At 39.2% G+C, this 17,106-nt stretch carries 22 protein-coding genes; 20 read left to right on the forward strand and 2 right to left on the reverse strand.

What is annotated here, in order from left to right; all coding sequences use genetic code 11:
- Nucleotides 1-15: 15 nt before the first annotated feature.
- The gene (gene traN / locus L654_RS1000000128370; protein WP_225305768.1) at nt 16-594 is read left to right on the forward strand and encodes a conjugal transfer protein TraN; all 579 of its coding nucleotides are present in this window, start codon (nt 16-18) and stop codon (nt 592-594) included.
- Nucleotides 595-629: 35 nt separating this feature from the next.
- Here the strand turns inward: traN and L654_RS0116970 are convergent, their stop codons facing one another.
- Nucleotides 630-1,478, reverse strand: a complete 849-nt coding sequence (locus L654_RS0116970) for a hypothetical protein (RefSeq protein ID WP_024608563.1) — start codon at nt 1,476-1,478, stop codon at nt 630-632.
- A 169-nt stretch (nt 1,479-1,647) separates the two neighbouring features.
- Nucleotides 1,648-2,322 carry a hypothetical protein gene (locus L654_RS0116975; protein ID WP_024608564.1) on the reverse strand — a complete coding sequence of 225 codons (675 nt, stop codon included), beginning with the start codon at nt 2,320-2,322 and terminating at the stop codon, nt 1,648-1,650.
- A 302-nt stretch (nt 2,323-2,624) separates the two neighbouring features.
- Here L654_RS0116975 and L654_RS01000000126310 point away from each other — a divergent pair, with 302 nt between their 5' ends.
- The 19 genes from L654_RS01000000126310 (at nt 2,625) to L654_RS0117075 (ending at nt 16,980) form a co-directional block, all read left to right on the forward strand.
- Entirely contained in the window at nt 2,625-3,035 is a 411-nt protein-coding gene (locus L654_RS01000000126310; RefSeq protein WP_024608565.1) for a hypothetical protein, read from the forward strand.
- A 115-nt stretch (nt 3,036-3,150) separates the two neighbouring features.
- Nucleotides 3,151-3,297, forward strand: a complete 147-nt coding sequence (locus tag L654_RS1000000128005) for a hypothetical protein (RefSeq protein WP_158001149.1) — start codon at nt 3,151-3,153, stop codon at nt 3,295-3,297.
- A gap of 242 nt (nt 3,298-3,539) precedes the next feature.
- Nucleotides 3,540-4,508, forward strand: coding sequence for an AAA family ATPase (locus L654_RS0116990; protein ID WP_024608566.1), 969 nt, complete (start codon nt 3,540-3,542; stop codon nt 4,506-4,508).
- A 9-nt stretch (nt 4,509-4,517) separates the two neighbouring features.
- Nucleotides 4,518-5,153 (forward strand): hypothetical protein, encoded by a 636-nt coding sequence (locus L654_RS0116995; RefSeq protein ID WP_024608567.1) that lies wholly within the window; start codon nt 4,518-4,520, stop codon nt 5,151-5,153.
- A gap of 136 nt (nt 5,154-5,289) precedes the next feature.
- Nucleotides 5,290-5,727 carry a JAB domain-containing protein gene (locus tag L654_RS01000000126315; RefSeq protein ID WP_050582314.1) on the forward strand — a complete coding sequence of 146 codons (438 nt, stop codon included), beginning with the start codon at nt 5,290-5,292 and terminating at the stop codon, nt 5,725-5,727.
- A gap of 134 nt (nt 5,728-5,861) precedes the next feature.
- The gene (bet, locus tag L654_RS1000000127580) at nt 5,862-6,812 is read left to right on the forward strand and encodes a phage recombination protein Bet (RefSeq protein ID WP_024608568.1); all 951 of its coding nucleotides are present in this window, start codon (nt 5,862-5,864) and stop codon (nt 6,810-6,812) included.
- 58 nt (nt 6,813-6,870) lie between these two features.
- Nucleotides 6,871-7,881 carry a lambda-exonuclease family protein gene (locus L654_RS0117010; protein WP_024608569.1) on the forward strand — a complete coding sequence of 337 codons (1,011 nt, stop codon included), beginning with the start codon at nt 6,871-6,873 and terminating at the stop codon, nt 7,879-7,881.
- A gap of 398 nt (nt 7,882-8,279) precedes the next feature.
- Nucleotides 8,280-9,560, forward strand: coding sequence for a DUF3150 domain-containing protein (locus tag L654_RS0117015; RefSeq protein ID WP_024608570.1), 1,281 nt, complete (start codon nt 8,280-8,282; stop codon nt 9,558-9,560).
- 76 nt (nt 9,561-9,636) lie between these two features.
- Nucleotides 9,637-11,490, forward strand: a complete 1,854-nt coding sequence (locus L654_RS0117020; protein WP_024608571.1) for a VWA domain-containing protein — start codon at nt 9,637-9,639, stop codon at nt 11,488-11,490.
- A gap of 324 nt (nt 11,491-11,814) precedes the next feature.
- Nucleotides 11,815-12,366 (forward strand): hypothetical protein, encoded by a 552-nt coding sequence (locus L654_RS0117025; protein ID WP_024608572.1) that lies wholly within the window; start codon nt 11,815-11,817, stop codon nt 12,364-12,366.
- Nucleotides 12,366-12,596: a class I ribonucleotide reductase maintenance protein YfaE gene (yfaE, locus tag L654_RS0117030; protein ID WP_024608573.1), complete on the forward strand. Its 231-nt coding sequence runs from the start codon at nt 12,366-12,368 to the stop codon at nt 12,594-12,596. Before L654_RS0117025 ends, yfaE begins: the two co-directional genes overlap by 1 nt.
- Nucleotides 12,597-12,674: 78 nt before the next feature.
- Entirely contained in the window at nt 12,675-12,851 is a 177-nt protein-coding gene (locus L654_RS1000000128375) for a DUF810 domain-containing protein (RefSeq protein WP_225305769.1), read from the forward strand.
- A 79-nt stretch (nt 12,852-12,930) separates the two neighbouring features.
- Nucleotides 12,931-13,308, forward strand: a complete 378-nt coding sequence (locus L654_RS0117040; protein ID WP_024608574.1) for a hypothetical protein — start codon at nt 12,931-12,933, stop codon at nt 13,306-13,308.
- A gap of 184 nt (nt 13,309-13,492) precedes the next feature.
- Nucleotides 13,493-14,107: a hypothetical protein gene (locus tag L654_RS0117045; RefSeq protein ID WP_024608575.1), complete on the forward strand. Its 615-nt coding sequence runs from the start codon at nt 13,493-13,495 to the stop codon at nt 14,105-14,107.
- Nucleotides 14,108-14,359: 252 nt separating this feature from the next.
- Complete coding sequence (locus tag L654_RS0117055; RefSeq protein ID WP_024608576.1) at nt 14,360-14,785, forward strand: hypothetical protein; 426 nt, start codon at nt 14,360-14,362, stop codon at nt 14,783-14,785.
- A 58-nt stretch (nt 14,786-14,843) separates the two neighbouring features.
- The gene (locus L654_RS0117060) at nt 14,844-15,125 is read left to right on the forward strand and encodes a hypothetical protein (RefSeq protein ID WP_024608577.1); all 282 of its coding nucleotides are present in this window, start codon (nt 14,844-14,846) and stop codon (nt 15,123-15,125) included.
- Nucleotides 15,126-15,325: 200 nt separating this feature from the next.
- Entirely contained in the window at nt 15,326-15,562 is a 237-nt protein-coding gene (locus L654_RS0117065; protein ID WP_024608578.1) for a hypothetical protein, read from the forward strand.
- A gap of 10 nt (nt 15,563-15,572) precedes the next feature.
- Complete coding sequence (locus L654_RS0117070) at nt 15,573-16,391, forward strand: hypothetical protein (protein WP_024608579.1); 819 nt, start codon at nt 15,573-15,575, stop codon at nt 16,389-16,391.
- A gap of 244 nt (nt 16,392-16,635) precedes the next feature.
- On the forward strand, nt 16,636-16,980 hold the full coding sequence (locus tag L654_RS0117075) for a hypothetical protein (protein ID WP_024608580.1): 345 nt from the start codon (nt 16,636-16,638) through the stop codon (nt 16,978-16,980).
- Nucleotides 16,981-17,106 lie beyond the last annotated feature (126 nt).

Consider the following 17,106-nt stretch of genomic DNA (forward strand, 5'->3'; position numbering starts at 1 on the left):
CAGGCAACAGAGGAAATGGCGAAGCAAGCGGCAAACATGTTAGGTGCAGCTATGAACGTTTATACAGCATACGTTGTTGCAATAGCTATAATTCAAATGGTTTACGCATGCGAACCAGAAGAGCTTGAAATGAATGCTAAAAGGGCAACAGATAGCTGCACTTACATTGGTTCATATTGCGAATCAAAAGCTCTTGGCGCTTGTGTTGAGAAGCATCAAGCCTATTGTTGCTTTAACTCTCCGCTGTCAAGAATAATACAAGAGCAGGTTCGCCCACAATTAGGCTTGGATTTTGGTACAGCTCAAGAGCCTAGCTGTGCCGGTGTGCCCCTTGATAAAATATCAGAGATAGATTGGTCTAAAATAGAGCTAGATGAGTGGCTGGCTATATTACAACAGAACGGACAGCTCCCAGACGCGGGTGATTTGACCATGGACGAACTTACTGGATCTGGCAATATATTCAATATTAAAGGAGATAGATTGCCAGCTGATGAGCGAGCAATGGAGAGATTAGAAGGTATTGATATAGACGCGAAGCGGAAAGAGGCTATTGATAAGTTTAATATAAACCCTGGAGGCGGGGGAGGTTAATAAAAATAAAAGCGGGTCTTAAGACCCGCTTTTATTTACTGTGGAGTTACAAATAGCTTTTTTTGACCTTTATTTAAAATGTAAGGGTAGTTTATTTTATCCCCACTTTTCATTTTTACTTTTGCAGGGGCTATGTATAGGTAAGTCCAGCTCATTAACTCTTCACTGATGCTCGTGTAAATCTCGTCCTCTGGAACATTACTTTTTTTATTAATAACCAAGTTTAAGTTATGGAAGTCTCGACCGTCACTAGGTGAAAAAATGTAGCTCTCAGTTTCTACACCGGTAATAAAAGCTGGAGAAGTACCTTTATACGGCTCGTAAGTTTCCACGCTAACTTCACACAAATCAGATAGGTCGGTTTTACCATGAGAATATTCCGGGCAATTCCATTCATCTTTTATAAAGTAAATAGATAACTTACCATTTTGTTCGTAAATAGTTTCATACTTAACACCAATATCCACCATAACTTTTTCAATAGAAAGTTTCACATGTGAAAGAAGTTTGTTTTGAGCATCTTCAGCTGAGGTTGCCTCTGAAGCTGGCATCCATGCTATAAGACTATTACGCGCACCGTGCGAGTCAGGCTCTAGCAAGTTCCCCAAAATGTGAACCCCGGCAGTTTGCCAGCTAGTCATACCTAGTTGCGGGCTACCATAACCACCAGCAACAAAACCTAATTTCAACATAGACTCAGTAACACTGCCAACGCTGTCAGCTGGCACGTAAGTATCCTTAATGTCTGTAACCAAACCACCAGCATGCGCAATGTTATATGCTTCACTGTGGTTATCCATATAAACCATAGGAGTTTTTGTTGTTGTGCAACCAGATAGTACTGAAGCAGTTAGGACTACCGCTAGGATATTTAACTTATTCATTTTATAACTCCGTTTTATAAATATGTTTTATAAATATGTTTTTAAAGGTAATTTTTTTACTACTTTTATCTTATCATAGTTAAAATAAATGCAACCCCGTCAAACTTCTTAAAACAAAAAAGCCCCTTGGTTGGAAGGAGCTTTTGGCTGAGTATCTGTCTAGTTAATTTTAAATTGCAACTTCTTCTTGTTTGCTTTCAGTAGATTTGCTGGTGGATTCAGCTTCACTTGACAGCTCTACATCAGTCGTTTCCTGCTCAGGAGCCGCTTCTGCTACTTCCTCATCTTTACCCTTTGAGTGAGCTGAAATACGAGCTCGCTTTTCCATACCTATAATTCGACCGGCAAGTTTAATTAAGCGCTGTTGCCATTCATAAGTAGCGTCAGAGCGTTGCTGGCTAGTTAACACGCTATTCAACCACAAAGTATCGACAATGCTCATTAGTTTATCCAAACTTCTAATTAGATGAGCGAATTGCGCTACTTGCGGCGAGGTAATTTCAATAGGGTATGTAACTGGCGCGCTATAACCAGGAGTATCCTCAATCCCATTATCAGCCATCACCTTTGAAAGCTGATCTAAAGCTTTATTCATATCTTCTGCTACTTTATCGATATGTCCATGGATAACCGCTTCGACTTGATCAATTTCTTTTAAATCACCAATAATTCGCAGTATTACGTCTAGCGAAAATAAAGCATTAGACACTCGATCAAAGCTACGGGCCATAACTCTTTGCGCCTGAAGACTGTTTACGCTCAGGTTTTGACGAAACACAGGTCTTGAATACATTTGGCGCTCAGCTTGAGGCTGCTGTTTTAATTCATTAATTTCTTCTGCCATGATATTTCTCCATTTTCCATTAGGGCAATTAGTAAACGCAGCTAAAGGTTAAGATGAACTAGCCCTCAACATGAAGTCGCTTTGCGCCCAAAATGGACAGATGTAGCGTTTTACCTAAAATAATTTTATTGTATAGTTGAATTTCTTTAGTCGTTTAGCGACTAGAAGATAAGGTAGCTGGCCTTTACAAACAAACAGCAACTTAAAAAGAATACGCCGTATGGCGTAGGTTTTACACCTTCCCACCTGGGGGCACTCCCAGGTATGGGTGATGCTCCTTATAAACACTTGGAGTTATCACTATGCAATTTATTATATTTGTTGTAGCACTTACTGTAACAGTTGGAATCATCGGTATTTGTGGTTGGGCTTTTGCACAATCATTTGTTTACCTTTGCAAGCAACTGAATTGGGCTATTATCTTTTTTTTGAATCGTATCTTTGTACCTTCGTTGCGTATATTGGTAAAAGTATTTAAGAGCTTTTCTGCCCTTATATTGCGTTTATTAAATGCAATTAGGAATGCGATCAAAATTAAGGTTAATACAATAAAGTCTATGGCACGGTCTGAACAGGCCGTTATTGTTGAAGAACCTCATGCTTTAATTACTGAAAAAGCAGAAGTTAACCCTACGAGAGAGCATCCTGAGATAGACTGGTCTGTTTATGACACTCCAACTTGTCTTCGTAAGGGTGAGAATCTTGTGTGGTAGCACATAAAGGAGGGGGAAACCCCTCCCTTTATCACTATGTTGTATTGGCTCTTTTGATTCATTCACTAAACAGTCTCATGAATACTGTTTAGTGAATGAATTTGAGGAGTTCTTTATGGTTAATGTGTTCCATTTATACGATGAGTCAACTGGTAAGCTATATCTTGAAAACGGTCGAGAGTTTTTAATAAACCCGAACCACTTTGCTAGTGTTGATCAAGCATTAGTAGCAATAAGTGCTTGGGCCAAAAAAACAATTTGATTGGTTGTGATGATAAAGTAGCAGCATTCATATGAAGAGCGTGGCATAAGCTATTATGCCACGCTCAAATTTAAAGTCTTTTCCCCAATGAGTAAGTCATTAGAAAAAAGATTTTTGTTCTCTCTATGAGAATGAAAGTGAGGTAGCTGGCCTCCTCAAACAAACAGTAAATAAACTTACCCACTTCGGGCTCATTAAGCCCAGTGGGCTTGGTGCGCCTATTAATACACTAGGAGAACACCATGACAGAGATTGTTAAATACTCAATCCGTAAAGCATTTGAAATGAATAGCGTACCAGAGAAAGTTACAACACTTGGTTACGCACCGTCTTCAGATCCTTTTATACCTTCAAAAGATAAAAACTACGTTTTCCGCAAGGAGTTAATTAGAGAAGTTACCGCTTTCCTAAAAAGTCCTTTCGGAGATGCACTATATGTTACTGGGCCGACCGGTTCTGGTAAAACATCAGGTATTACAGAAATCGCAGCACGCCTATCTTGGCCTGTTCAGCAAATTACGGCCAATGGCCGGATGGAGCTGGCAGACTTAGTAGGGCACCATGCTTTAATTTCTCCTAAGCCCGGTGAAGCACCTATCATGAAATTCATGTATGGCCCTCTTGCTACCGCTATGAAATATGGTCAAATCCTTCTCATTAATGAGATTGATTTGGCTGACCCTGCCGAACTTTCAGGTCTTAACGACGTTCTGGAAGGACGGCCACTGGTTATATCTCAGAATGGTGGTGAAATAATTAAACCGCACCCAATGTTTCGTGTTGTGGTTACTGGTAACTCTACAGGGTCTGGTGATCCAACGGGTAGATATCAGGGTGTAATGATGCAAAACATCGCAGCAATGGATCGTTATCGATTCATTAAAGTGGGTTATGCAGAAGCCGCTACTGAGATGGATATACTTGGTCGCGTAGCACCAACTCTAAATGAAAGTATTCGCGAAGGCATGGTTAAAACTGCCAATGAAATTCGTAGGCTTTTCATGGGTGAGAGCGGTGATGATGGAGAAATTGGTGTAACTATGTCCACTCGTACACTTGTCCGTTGGGCAAAACTTTCACTTCAATTTCGTGGAGCTCCAAATACACTTAAGTATGCATTGGAACAAGCACTGCTAACCCGATCTTCTAAAGAAGAAAGTGAGGCAATTCTTCGTATATCGAAGGATGTGTTTGGCGAACAATGGCGCTAAGGGGGTTATATGAACACCAAGTCTGTAGCATTAGAACAGCTTGAACCAAAACTTCAGTCAGATAATCTGGATGAGGCAATGGTAAACGCACTCAAGCTTGATGTGGATAATCGTGCATATAGCACAATTAATTGGCATATATCCCCACCTACAGCTTTACAAGGAGAAGAAGCCAAAAGGCTTCTTCTTGGCTTTATCATTGGAGTTCTTAATAAAAGCGGTAAAGCTTTAGGATGTAAGGTTGGAGCAAACACTGAAGATGAGACAACCGATGCGATAGCAACAGAGAGTGGTTTTAAGCTCAAAGTTTGCTCATCTAATAAAGAAAACACACTACACCCAAAAACACTTGAGGGTGCAGGAGAAATAACTAATGCTCATGGTCACAAGCCTTTACTTATGATGATTCACTTGCAAAAGCGATTTCATGATGAGTGGGAAGATGCAGGAAAGCCCTTGGTTAATATTTGTGATGAACATGGCAAATCAATTATTTACAAGGATTTTAGCTCGTTAGAAGGCGTAATAGAGTTAATGGGGTTTAACTACAGTGAAGTTCGTAGTGATGCCACAAAGTTAAAATTAGCAACTGAAATATTTGATTGGGAATGTACCGACTCAGATATAGAAGATTGTTTTTTTTAAAATATAAATGGAGAATTTTTTCTCTTGTTTAATAAACGCCAAAATAACATTTAATAATTTTGGCACATACACCCTATAGGGATACATTCCCTGCGGGGTAGTTGTATCTCTATAAACAACTTTTTGGAGATACAAAATGAATATATCAAATTTAAAAGTAACTGACGTTCCTGGTAAGTACCAAATCACAGGTTCTTTGGATGCAGATGAAATTATCGCGCTAGCAATAAAACTAGCTAAAAATAAGTTAAAGAAAGGGACTATGTTTAATAGTCCAAATGCAGTAACTGATTATCTTCGGGCTATATATGCCACCGAAGAGAAAGAGGTTTTTGCCATGATACATCTTGATAACCAGCATCGGGTTATCGAGTTGGAAACGTTATTTACCGGAACAATTACTTCAGCGAGTGTTTACCCTCGTGAAATAATTAAATCGGTAATGAATAAAAATAGCTGTAAGTTGATTCTCTGTCATAACCATCCAAGTGGTATAGCTGAGCCATCAGCAAGCGATAAAGCCATAACTGCAAAGATAATTAATGCACTCAAGTACATAGATGTGGCGGNGTAGCCACTGAGTCAACGGTTTCTTTTGCCGAACGAGGCTTAATTTAAAATTTAATTCTAACCCTAACGGGGCATCTTCCCGTTAGGGAAATGGTGCCCTAATTCAATCTGTTCTATGAGAGAACTAGGAGAAATACCATGCAAGATAATAAATCTTTAGTTACCCGTATTGCAACTCGGTACGGTGTGGATAGCACGAAGTTTTTTGATACATTAAAAGCAACTGCATTCAAGCAAAAGGATGGGGGAGCGCCAACCAACGAGCAGATGATGACTTTGTTGATTGTTGCTGAGCAATATAACCTAAACCCTTTTACTCGGGAAATTTATGCATTCCCCGATAAACAAAATGGCATTATCCCTGTTGTTGGTGTTGATGGTTGGAGTCGTATAATCAACGATCACCCGGAATATGACGGTATTGAGTTCGTGTATTCGGACAAAATGGTCAGAATGGATGGCGCCAAAGTAGATAGCCCTGAATGGATTGATGCTGTTATTTATCGTAAAGATAGAACACGGCCAATAAAAATCAGAGAGTTCCTAGATGAAGTTTATCGAGCTCCATTTAAAGGAAATGGTCGCAATGGGTCTTATGTAGTAGATGGCCCGTGGCAGACACATACGAAGCGCCAGCTTCGTCATAAGGCTATCATTCAGTGTTCACGTATCGCTTTTGGTTTTGGAGGTATCTACGACCAAGATGAAGCTGAGCGCATAAAAGATATGGGAGATGTAGTGCTTGCCCAACCTCAGGTTGCAATTGAAGGAAGCAGTAATTCATCAAATGCAATGCAAGTAGAGTTCAAGCAGTTGAACCCACTTTTAAAACAATTGGCGGAGCGAGCGGAAAAGCAAAATGCTTGGAGTGCTGCTTACCAATATAGCGAAGAGCGCTTCCATGGCGCTGAGCTTGAATATGCAACCAAATATCTGCACGACAGAGAATTGGAGGCTATTGGAGAAAGTGATGTAGAAGTCGAAAAAGAAGTTATTAAAGCTTCAAACCCCGATGCAAACGCACACTTACCCCAAGACGAAGAGTATTCACCAGAAGAAGATGATTTTTTCGGTGATGATAATACTTAACCCCCCCGGGAGTTTCCTCCCGTAAGGGGGGATCTCTCTTTAATAAAAGGAGAGATGTATGAAAATCATAAACCTATCTCAACGTGATGGTGATTGGTTAGAGTGGCGAAAAGGTGGCTTAACAGCTACTGATGCTATTATTTTGCTTAACCGTTCACCTTACAAAACAAAATGGCGGCTTTGGGCTGAAAAAACCGGCTATGCAAAAGAAGTAGATCTTAGTTTAAACCCGCTGGTACGCCGTGGAGTTGAAAACGAAGATAAAGCACGCCAGGCTTTTGAAGCAAAACATAATGAGCTGCTTTTACCTGCATGCGTTCAATCAGAACAGTATCCACTATTAAGAGCCTCATTAGATGGTCTTAGTAGTGAGGATATACCGGTTGAATTGAAATGTCCTAGTGAGAGCGTTTGGATTGATGTTTGCACTAACGGTGCAAATAGCGAACCCTATAAGCTTTATTATGTTCAAGTTCAGCACCAATTACTTGTAACCGGCGCAAAGTATGGCTGGTTAGTGTTTTGGTATAACGGTGAGATTCGTGATTTTGTTATTAATCGCGATGATGTTATGCATAAGAAGCTGCTGGTGGAAGCCGAAAAGTTTTGGGTGCAAGTACAAAAGCGTCAAGAGCCTGAAAAAGACCCTGAGCGTGATTTGTATATCCCTAAACATAAAGAAGCCGAGCGTTGGATTAGTGCGGCTGAAGAGTATCGAATCTATGAAGCTGAAGCCCAAGAGCTGAAAAAGCGATTGAGCGAACTCAGTGAGAAACAGAAACCGTTGCTCGAAGATATGAAGTCACTAATGGGGGGATACCTACAAGCTGACTACGGTGGTTTACTGGTTACAAGGTATAAAGTTAATGGCCGTGTAAACTACAAAAAATTACTTGAAGAAAAAGCATCTAATATCAAGCCTGATGATATCGAAACATATAGAGGAAAACCTGATGAGCGTTGCCGAGTAACGGTAAGTGAGTCGATTAATCCACGCTATGTAGTCGATGAGGCTGTACTTGCACCTCTTCAAATAATGACTGAAGGAGCAGAGTCTTTTTACTTTTAAGAGACTTATCAGCTTATTATAAAGCTAAACATTAACCCGAAGGTTAACACCCCGAGGGGAATTAGTTTGGGGGCATATGCCCCCTTTCCCATGATGATCACACTTAGTCTACATGGGAAAGGAGGAAAAGCCGAAATATTAAAGTTTACACCCTAAAAGGGCGAAAACAGCTTGGCTTAGGTTTAACAGAAGCAGTAGTATTTTCAATACAAAGTATCTTTTAACTTATTCTTCATTAGAGTAAGTTTATTTAGTAAAGGTTTTACCCACTAATGGGTGAAAATGAGGTAACTGGCCTCTATAAACAAACAGTATATAAGTAGAAATTACCATCCCAACGGGACGCATCGAGCCCGTAGGGTATCAGGTGCGCCCCTACATCCATTTAGGAGAGCATCATGAGTAAGACAGTTAAACACCTCGAAAACCTTTGTGTAATTCACGTAGATTTCGATATTTGGAGTGGGCAAACCCGACTTGCTGCAGCTGATTTTAAGCTTGGCGAAGGTGGTGAGATTCCTCCAGAAAAAGTAGCCCAATTAGGCTCTAAAAAAATCTGTGATCCAGCAAAGCTTAAAGGCTTTAATCGCTTGAAAACGGAAACACGCCGATTATTACTAGCTTACGGTATGCCATTCATGAATGGCTTTGCTGTTCCAGCTAGTAAATCAGATGAAATATGTTCCAAACTAAATGAAATAAACCACGAGTTTGAAGCGTTAAAACAATCATTCCTCAGCGGTTATAACGCAGCAGTGAATGAATGGATTTCAGAAAACCCAGAATATGAAATGGCTATTCGTGCAGGTGCTTTACCGAGATCTGTAGTAGAAAAACGAATAGGCTTTGAATATCAGGTTTTCATGATACAACCAATCAATGATGACGATCCAACAGCAAAGAACCTTGACATAAAAATTGAAAGTTTAGGTCGAGATCTTTTGGACGAAGTAACTGATGAAGCAGATAAGTTCTACTCTAAGAACTTGTCAGGTCGAGTTACATGTAGCGTCACCACTCGCATTACCCTTAAAAATATTCGCGATAAAGTTGATGGTTTGTCATTTTTAAATGGCTCATTAACTCCATTAGTAGACCTATTGGATGAAACTATACGTGGATATGAGCAGCACTCTCAAGGCAGAGTAATTCAAGGCGCTTTCTTTTATAAAGTTGTTGCGGCAGTACTAATTATGAGCAGCCGCCAACGTATTGAGGAATACGCTGAAGGAGCTGTAACTTTAGCCAGTATGACTGACTCAGTAACCCCAGATGTAATATCTGGCGCTGATAAACAGGTCAATCTGGATAATGGGACAGATACTAAAAGTGATAATAAGCCTTTGTTTGAGTCACTTTCAGCTGAAGAGGGTAAAGATATCAATTTGGATAAAAATGATGATGAAAGTAATGGGTCATCAACTCCAAGCGAAGAAAAAAATGAACTTGTTATTGAAAGCTTAGAAGCTGATATAGATAAGTTTTTTGAACAGTTTGCAGATCAAAGCACCTCGAATGAAGGTGATGGACTCAAACATACTAACCATGAACCTGAAGAGGTAAATGATTATAAAATAGAGAAAGATCCTGAGTACGCACATGAAACTGCATATGCAGATGAAATGAGTGAAAAAGCGGTCGTTATGCCTGATTTTGAAGACGAAGACGCGTTTTTTTAATCAAGTAAATAAACTTCAAAGATGTTGCCACCATTATTGGTGGCTTTCATCTTTGCCATCCAAATAGGAGAATACAATGTCTAAACGTAAAACAATTTACAACGCACTACCAATCGTAGCTGCTGCATACGGTGAAAAGTTTGGTGTAAAAATTAGTATAGGTGGCGATACGGCTTGTACAGATGGTAAGTCAATTAACTTACCTTGCATTCCAGAGGGTTATCCATACATGGATGCTGTCTGGGGGTACTTAGCTCATGAAGCTGCACATGTGAGATTTACTGATTTCAACACAGTAAGGCGGCCAGGATTACACTCCACTTTAGTTAATATACTAGAGGACTGTCGTATTGAAAGAGAGATCATTAAAGTATACCCGGGAACTGCCCAAACCTTAAATGAGGTTGCTCGGTATATGGCCCAAGCTGGTCATTATGAGCATGTTGTTGGTGATGAGCATCCCGCAGTGATACTGCAAGCCTTTAGCTTGTATTGGTTGCAGTCACAAGTAGTTGGTCAAGATGTTCTAAATCCATATTTAGATACATCAAGAGTTGCACTTGAAAATGTTTTTCCACAAGGTGTTGTGGTTCGTCTTAATGCATTACTACGTAAAGTTGTAGACGCGCAATCAACCCAAGAAATAGCAGTATTAGCAGATGAAATTATTGCAATGCTGAAAGATGAGAAAGATAAAGAGCAGCAAAGCCAAGATGGTCAGCAAAGCCAAGATGGTCAGCAAAGCCAAGATGGTCAGCAAAGCCAAGATGGTCAGCAAAGCCAAGATGGTCAGCAAAGCCAAGGTGATAACCAAAGCCAAGATGGTCAACAAAGCCAAGATGGTCAACAAAGCAAAGGAGATCAGCAAAGCCAAGATGGTCAACAAAGCCAAGGAGATCAGCAAAGCCAAGATGGTCAACAAAGCAAAGGAGATCAGCAAAGCCAAGGTGATAACCAAAGCCAAGGTGATAACCAAAGCCAAGGTGGTCAGCAAGGCAAAGGTGGTCAGCAAGGCAAAGGTGATCAGCAAAAGTTGCGTGATGTAATTACTCAAACATTAAGCGCCGGCGATGACGATATGCTAAAAGATGCACATAACTCATTGAAATCAGACTTTGAACAGTTTGCAGTAATTAATGGGGAAGATAGTTATACCTCTGTAAGAACAGCAGTTCCTGCACCAAAAGATAATGGGAAAGAGTTGCTTACTTCGGTAAAAAGCTCATCTTCTAAAATACGGAATCAGCTCTACGGTTTAGTACAAGCAAGCCAAAGAACTGGGAGTAGAAACAAGCGCTCTGGAAAGCGTTTAGATACAAATAGCCTTTATCGAGTTATGAATGGTGATACTCGTGTGTTTCGCACACCGGCAGATAAGCAACGGCCTAACACGGCTGTACATATATTAGTCGATATGAGTTCATCCATGAAAAATAAAAGTAAAGGTTCATCAAAGATGATGTATGAGATAGCTAGAGAGTCAGCACTTTCGTTAGCGTTAGCGTTAGAGCCAATTCAGGGGGTTAATCCTGCTGTAACATACTTCATGGGCAACAACAGAACGCCTGTGTATAGTGTGGTAAAGCATGGTGAAAATGTTGTTAATCAAGCTGGTAAGTTTATGCTTGGGCCAAAAGGAAGCACACCAATGGCAGAGGCTATCTGGTATGCAGCTTTTGAGTTAAGTAAAACTCGTGAAGAACGCAAAATGATTATAGTAATTACTGATGGTTCGCCTAACGACGAAAAATCATGTAAATCTGTAATAGATCTTTGCGAGAGTAGTGGTGTTGAAATGGTCGGTATTGGTATTAATATACCTTTCATTAATCGATTCTTTTCAAACAATATACTTATTAATGATGTAAGCGATCTGAAGAAAACCTTGTTTAAGTTAATGGAGAAGTCTTTGATTTCAACGGCAGCATAACAAGATATGACAAATATTAAATACCCCCTTTTGGGGGTATTTAATTTATGTATGTACAAAATACTGTTTTATTCAATTTAGTACGCCCTAAAAGGGCAAAAGTAGATTAGCCCTAAGCCTAAAAACTTAATTAGTATTGACCATAATTATTTATCCGGGATATGTTTTTAAGTAGCATAGCGCGGATAAATGGTTTTTTCTCTCAATATGAGAGTAAAAATGAGGTAGCTGGCCTCTTCAAACAAACAGTATATAAATCCACCCTAAGGGCGTATCACCCTATGGGGTTGGTGCGTCCTAAAATTACAATGTAGGAATAGCACCATGAATAATCATATCAATAAAATAGCACGAACTATGCAAGACATAGCCGCTAACCTCGAATTACCTGTGAGCAATCAAGGTGATTTGAACACAGACTTGAAATTATTAACTCGCTACAAAGATGATAATCTTGTTTGGTTATTAAGGACAAACGGTACAGTACTCATTCCCTGTCAATTAGGGGTTGACCCTGGATACATCACGCATTGGCTGTGGGGTAGTCATGGGCAAAAGGTAGTTCCGTTTCTAATAAATATCAAAACAGGGCTTGTAGAGGAAATTAGTTTTGAGAAGGCTGAACACCTGATTACGCAGCCACCTTCAAACCTGAACTTAGACCTATCAAGTAAGTACTTAACGAACAAAGTTAATAGCGTTCTTGAGAAAGGTTGTGATCTAAGGATTTGGGGAGTGTTCGAGTCACCTAAATCAATATCGGATATAGGTAGTTGGACAGAGTGGCAAGCTTATTTCAGTACAACAGGCAACCGCTTGATGGCTGATTATATAGGCAAGGCCATTAGGCTCTCTCTGCAATTAGGAGGGAACTAATGGAGATAACACTTCCGGCCAGCAACGATACGTTATTGGTACAAATGGAAAATAAACAAATTTCTGTAGAAACACACTGTCGTAGTGGTTTTTGTGGGATTTGTAAAAAACGGTTATTAAGTGGCGAAGTAATTTATCACGAGAAACCGATAGCATTTCTTGGAGAGGGTGAGGTTTTAGTTTGTTGTGCTAGCGCAACAACTGAAGTTGTCATTTTAAACCAAGATTAACTTAACACGCTTTTAAGCGTTTTTAACATAGAAACTTACTCCCTGCTGGGGCGGTAAATTTCTTTAATAGGAGTAATTATGAGTACACAACATGTAAAGTTTCCCGGTGGCAATATTGAAACACTTTCCGAAGCGGAGAATATGTTGCACGCGGTATCAATTGATGCTCAAAAGGAATGCGAGCCAGAATATCTCAACGAGCTTATCTCATTGAAATCCTGGTTAGAAAACCAAATTGAAAGTCAAAAATTCTAAGTACTAATATGAAATTTGCTCCCAGAAAGGCTCTTAACCCTTTCTGGGTTTTGAGCCCTTAAATTTAAAAGGTAAGCTCATGAAAGCAATAAATATTAACTTATATGAGCATCTTGTTAATCAAGAAGTTCAACTTGAGCTGGATATATTTGGCCCTTACGAGCCAGTAAAGACAGCACAAATAATCCCGTTTAAAGCAAAGGTAGAATGGGATGAGTCAGCTATAACAGACCTTAGAGAAGGCTTACTATGTAACACCCTAAAATCTCTAGCTGATGGTAGAACAGGAGTAGCGACTAAAGATGAATCGATGAAATGGTTAATGTCCAATGATATCGATCCATTTTCATTTGTCGTTTGTTGTTCAGAGTTAGGTTACAGCCCTGAAACGCTTAGAGAGCAAACGCTCTTTACTTTAAAGCGTTTGAAAACACCAAATAACAACCGGCAAGGTTAAATATTGAGTATGTGGCTATATTAGGTGGCGATAACGCTATGGAAGAGATGACTTACCTTGTCAAATCTAAAGTAGAGAACCTCGCCCTAAAAGTCAGATAAAACTAAATAATCCCTAATGGGGCGCAGTTGGCCCTATCGGGGTTGCTGCGCTCTAAAATCAAATTTTAGAAGGTAGTAATAATATGAAATCTATAAAACAACAAGCATTGGGCGTTGCTTCAGCAGGTGTCCTAGAGTTCACTCCAGCATTCCATGGTAAGTGGTATGAGGGTTATGAGCTTTTACTTGAGTGCATAGCTAACAACCAAGAACCAGAGCACTGCTCTTTTAGAGATGGTATTGATTTTTGGAGCTGGGAAGAAGCTATACAAAGCATTGAAAAAGACGCGGAAGAAATTTGGAAACCGTTTTCTGAAGAGTTGGTACAGCAGAAAGTTGCCCTAGCCAAAAAAGCTATAGGTGATGGAAATGTTGAATCTGTACTAGCGATAGAAAGTCTTGGTGAAATACCACTGAGTGAAAAAGCTGAAATTTTTGCGGGTGTTTTACGTAAAGCAGCTAAAGAGCTTAATGGTGATCGTGAGAGGGATATATATCGAGTATCGAGCTATTCAGGTCGCTACATGTATGGGAAAACCTGCCTAAGCATAACAACACCGGCTGGTCATGATATTAGCGAAGTTGTGATGCAAGTAGGTAAGGTGTACAAAGAATTTGGACAGCCTAAAAAAGATAATATGGGTTTTGGTTTTGTTTTTTACTGGCCTAACATTCCCTATTCTTCTGAAGATGAATAAGGATGAACCATTTATCTATGAATATTATTTTTAATTGAAAAATAACCAGGAGGCGCGCTTAATTGCGCCTCCTGCATTTCAACCTTTTGCCAAAGATGCTTTTAAAAATCCAACTTTGAGAAAAGGTTTTACCCACTAATGGGTGAAAATGAGGTAACTGGCCTCTATAAACAAACAGCATTTTATAACCCTCCAGGGGCCATTAGCCCCGAAAGGGGATGATGTGCCTTTATACAACTAAAGGAAATCATAATGAAAATTGAAAACGTAATCCGTTTACCTCCTGAGGATAGTGGTCTGCAGCACTGTATTGTCAGGCTTAATAATTACAATATGGACTCAACCAGAAAAGACAAAAGTCGTTTTTTTAGAAGAGAAGCATTAGTAATAATTAACAATGAGAATGGCAGTAAAGTGCTCAGGTACGCAATGGGTCACTCAGGCTTGAAGATTTGCAAAAGTGCAATTGGCTTAGATTACGATGCTGTAGACACATTAAGCATCCGTTATAAGCAAGAGGTAAATTTAGAAGTGCGTAGAGCAAAGCATTGGGAAATTTGGTGTTGGTTTTGGCATCACCCTGATCAGAATGTTCAGTTATCTATTAAGTTAGGTGTGGCTGGTGCCATGCTTGGTGTTATGGGTTTCATGACAGGAATTGTTCCACTACTTTTTTAATAAAACCTTATAAAGCTGGCTCTTTTATTTTAGGGGCCAGCCTATTCAGGGAGGACACATGGATTTTGGTGAAGAGGTCTTGTTTTTACTCAACGTTTCAAAGACAGAAGTTGAAACGTATCTGGATGCAAATTTTGGTCATTTATACGAATTAGGGCAATGCCAATACTTTTCGTATGAAACTAATGATGAAAATGAAGCAAATATAAATGAATTAAGAGCACTAGGGAAACCTGTTCCGCTAGATCTTCTATTTATATCAAGAGCAAGAACGGAAATTGGCAAGTGTGCATTAACAGGACAAACCGGTAAGTGTAGAGTTATTGTGCTTATCGAATAAGTTTCACATGTGAAACTTTTATTTTTACACCCCAAAAGGGCAGATAGAGCTTTGTTACAAGGCATTATTGATTATACCCTGTTCCTATCTAGCCATATTTTGGCTATCAATGGTAGCTGGCCTTAAACAGTAAATATTAACCCACTGAGATACGCAATCCAGCTGGGTTACGTATCTCAATTACATAATTTGGAGATACCATGACTAAAGAATTTAAAATACAAAACTTCAGCGATGTTCAGTCCTTTAGTTCAGTGAATGAAATAGAAAACGCACTAAGAAGTAAATATCGAGGAATGCATGTAAGCATAATTTACGCAAGCAAACTAACAGGGCTGCGTTGTTCCATCTTTGTTTCTGTAAATAGTGATGGGGTTGTGTTTTACACTTATGGTGATGAGGCAGAAGTTAACTTTAATAAACTTAACTTAGGCTAAGGGGGGAAGCATGAAAAACGCTGTTGCTAACCACCTTAAAAAGCGCTTAGTGGAATTGAGTTATCCTGAAAGTGTTGAGGTTCAATTTAATTTTGAGGAAAACCAAAGTAATGGAGTCGTTTATATTGGGGATTTATCCCTGCAAGATACATTACTTATACTTGAACGACTCCTATTAAATGGGGAACCTACAGTTGATGAAATTGATTGCTTAGAAGCTTTCCTTTTAATTGCTGAGGAAGTTGATTTGAACGCCTTTACAATTGTTAGTAAAAGCGTTTTACACAATAACCATTACAGTGAAGTCATGAGTTTTAATGATAACTTTGAAGTATTTAATTTTTTATACAATCAAGGTGAAGTAATCAGGAGTGGCTTAGGGGATGATTTAATCTTAGCTTGGGTTAAAGTCTGCAAAATGATAAAAGAAGATGCACTTCAATTATCCAAGCAACTAACGTGTGAAGCTGAGAGATTATTCCAAGCGGTATCATCTGAAAGTAAAGTATTGGAAGAGCGTGAAACTGCAAACTACATAGTTAAATATTCAGAAGTGCCGGTTATAGATCATTATGATATCGATGTTTTTTGTGAAAAACTGAGCCATATTGACATAGACAACTATCTTAATGGTAAGAGTCGGATGACTGGATTTATGGCTGAAGTTATTAATAAAAAAACGTCTGAAACTCTTGGTATGCATTCTATTTATGGGGTGACTATCAAGGCCGAAGATAAAAATTACGGAGGTTTTCGTAAAGAAATAATCCACCATGCTATTTTTGATGCAAAAGAACGCATTAATAATCATGCTAAAAATGCAGCGTAAGCACAAAGAGAGGGGGTAACCCCTCTCTTCCTTCTAAGGCTGACTACCAATGTCATTGCGAGTCGATAATATTGGTAATAAGCTTTTTCTCTCAAGATGAGAGTAAAAATGAGGTAGCTGGCCTCTTCAAACAAATAGCAAATAAACTAGTTATATGGAGCCTTTCTATATAGCACAATCTTTAATTTCACCTAACGGTACACATCCGTTGGGGAGGTGTACCTATACATTGGAGTACATCTAAATGAATATTAATGAATTAACTATCACACCTAAAAAGTTGTTACCGGTAAATGAACTAACTAAGGAAGCTGGTTTTAATTACAGTGTCTATGTTAGTGAAAAGGTAATAAATAAAGTAACCCTATTTGGCAAGCAAGACCTAAATGTATTTCTTAAGGTGTGTGCTGGTCAGTTGGGTGTATCTTTCACAGACAGCAAAAACTGGGAAAAAACACGACTGTTTTACCCTATGCCACGCTATGAAGGGTCATTAAGTCCTGAAGAAATCATTATTAAATCTAAAAATGGAGATGTTGAAATATATTTCGCATTTGAAGATGCGGAAATTTTCAGCACCCCTCTCTAAATATTTAATCCCAACGGGGAGTATATCCCTGATGGGGTAGCTCCCTTTTAAATATCTCAAATGTCGGGGTTTCCTTAAGCCCCTTCATAGGGATTTAAGGAAGCCTCGATGTGCGAGGCTCATAAA

Origin of the sequence: Pseudoalteromonas sp. TAB23 (genome assembly GCF_000498075.1) — a bacterium.
GTDB classification, from domain to species: Bacteria; Pseudomonadota; Gammaproteobacteria; order Enterobacterales; family Alteromonadaceae; genus Pseudoalteromonas; species Pseudoalteromonas arctica.

Bases quoted from the DNA above. Each gene is read 5' to 3' on its own strand.
- L654_RS0117055 (WP_024608576.1), top strand. From the start codon at position 14,360: ATGAAAATTGAAAACGTAATCCGTTTACCTCCTGAGGATAGTGGTCTG.
- L654_RS0117010 (WP_024608569.1), top strand. From the start codon at position 6,871: ATGAAAATCATAAACCTATCTCAACGTGATGGTGATTGGTTAGAGTGG.
- L654_RS0116990 (WP_024608566.1), top strand. From the start codon at position 3,540: ATGACAGAGATTGTTAAATACTCAATCCGTAAAGCATTTGAAATGAAT.
- L654_RS0116970 (WP_024608563.1), bottom strand. From the start codon at position 1,478: ATGAATAAGTTAAATATCCTAGCGGTAGTCCTAACTGCTTCAGTACTA.
- L654_RS0117060 (WP_024608577.1), top strand. From the start codon at position 14,844: ATGGATTTTGGTGAAGAGGTCTTGTTTTTACTCAACGTTTCAAAGACA.
- L654_RS01000000126310 (WP_024608565.1), top strand. From the start codon at position 2,625: ATGCAATTTATTATATTTGTTGTAGCACTTACTGTAACAGTTGGAATC.
- yfaE (WP_024608573.1), top strand. From the start codon at position 12,366: ATGGAGATAACACTTCCGGCCAGCAACGATACGTTATTGGTACAAATG.
- L654_RS0116975 (WP_024608564.1), bottom strand. From the start codon at position 2,322: ATGGCAGAAGAAATTAATGAATTAAAACAGCAGCCTCAAGCTGAGCGC.
- L654_RS0117025 (WP_024608572.1), top strand. From the start codon at position 11,815: ATGAATAATCATATCAATAAAATAGCACGAACTATGCAAGACATAGCC.
- L654_RS0117020 (WP_024608571.1), top strand. From the start codon at position 9,637: ATGTCTAAACGTAAAACAATTTACAACGCACTACCAATCGTAGCTGCT.
- L654_RS1000000128005 (WP_158001149.1), top strand. From the start codon at position 3,151: ATGGTTAATGTGTTCCATTTATACGATGAGTCAACTGGTAAGCTATAT.
- L654_RS0117075 (WP_024608580.1), top strand. From the start codon at position 16,636: ATGAATATTAATGAATTAACTATCACACCTAAAAAGTTGTTACCGGTA.
- bet (WP_024608568.1), top strand. From the start codon at position 5,862: ATGCAAGATAATAAATCTTTAGTTACCCGTATTGCAACTCGGTACGGT.
- L654_RS0116995 (WP_024608567.1), top strand. From the start codon at position 4,518: ATGAACACCAAGTCTGTAGCATTAGAACAGCTTGAACCAAAACTTCAG.
- L654_RS0117065 (WP_024608578.1), top strand. From the start codon at position 15,326: ATGACTAAAGAATTTAAAATACAAAACTTCAGCGATGTTCAGTCCTTT.
- L654_RS1000000128375 (WP_225305769.1), top strand. From the start codon at position 12,675: ATGAGTACACAACATGTAAAGTTTCCCGGTGGCAATATTGAAACACTT.
- L654_RS0117015 (WP_024608570.1), top strand. From the start codon at position 8,280: ATGAGTAAGACAGTTAAACACCTCGAAAACCTTTGTGTAATTCACGTA.
- L654_RS0117045 (WP_024608575.1), top strand. From the start codon at position 13,493: ATGAAATCTATAAAACAACAAGCATTGGGCGTTGCTTCAGCAGGTGTC.
- L654_RS0117040 (WP_024608574.1), top strand. From the start codon at position 12,931: ATGAAAGCAATAAATATTAACTTATATGAGCATCTTGTTAATCAAGAA.
- L654_RS0117070 (WP_024608579.1), top strand. From the start codon at position 15,573: ATGAAAAACGCTGTTGCTAACCACCTTAAAAAGCGCTTAGTGGAATTG.
- traN (WP_225305768.1), top strand. From the start codon at position 16: ATGGCGAAGCAAGCGGCAAACATGTTAGGTGCAGCTATGAACGTTTAT.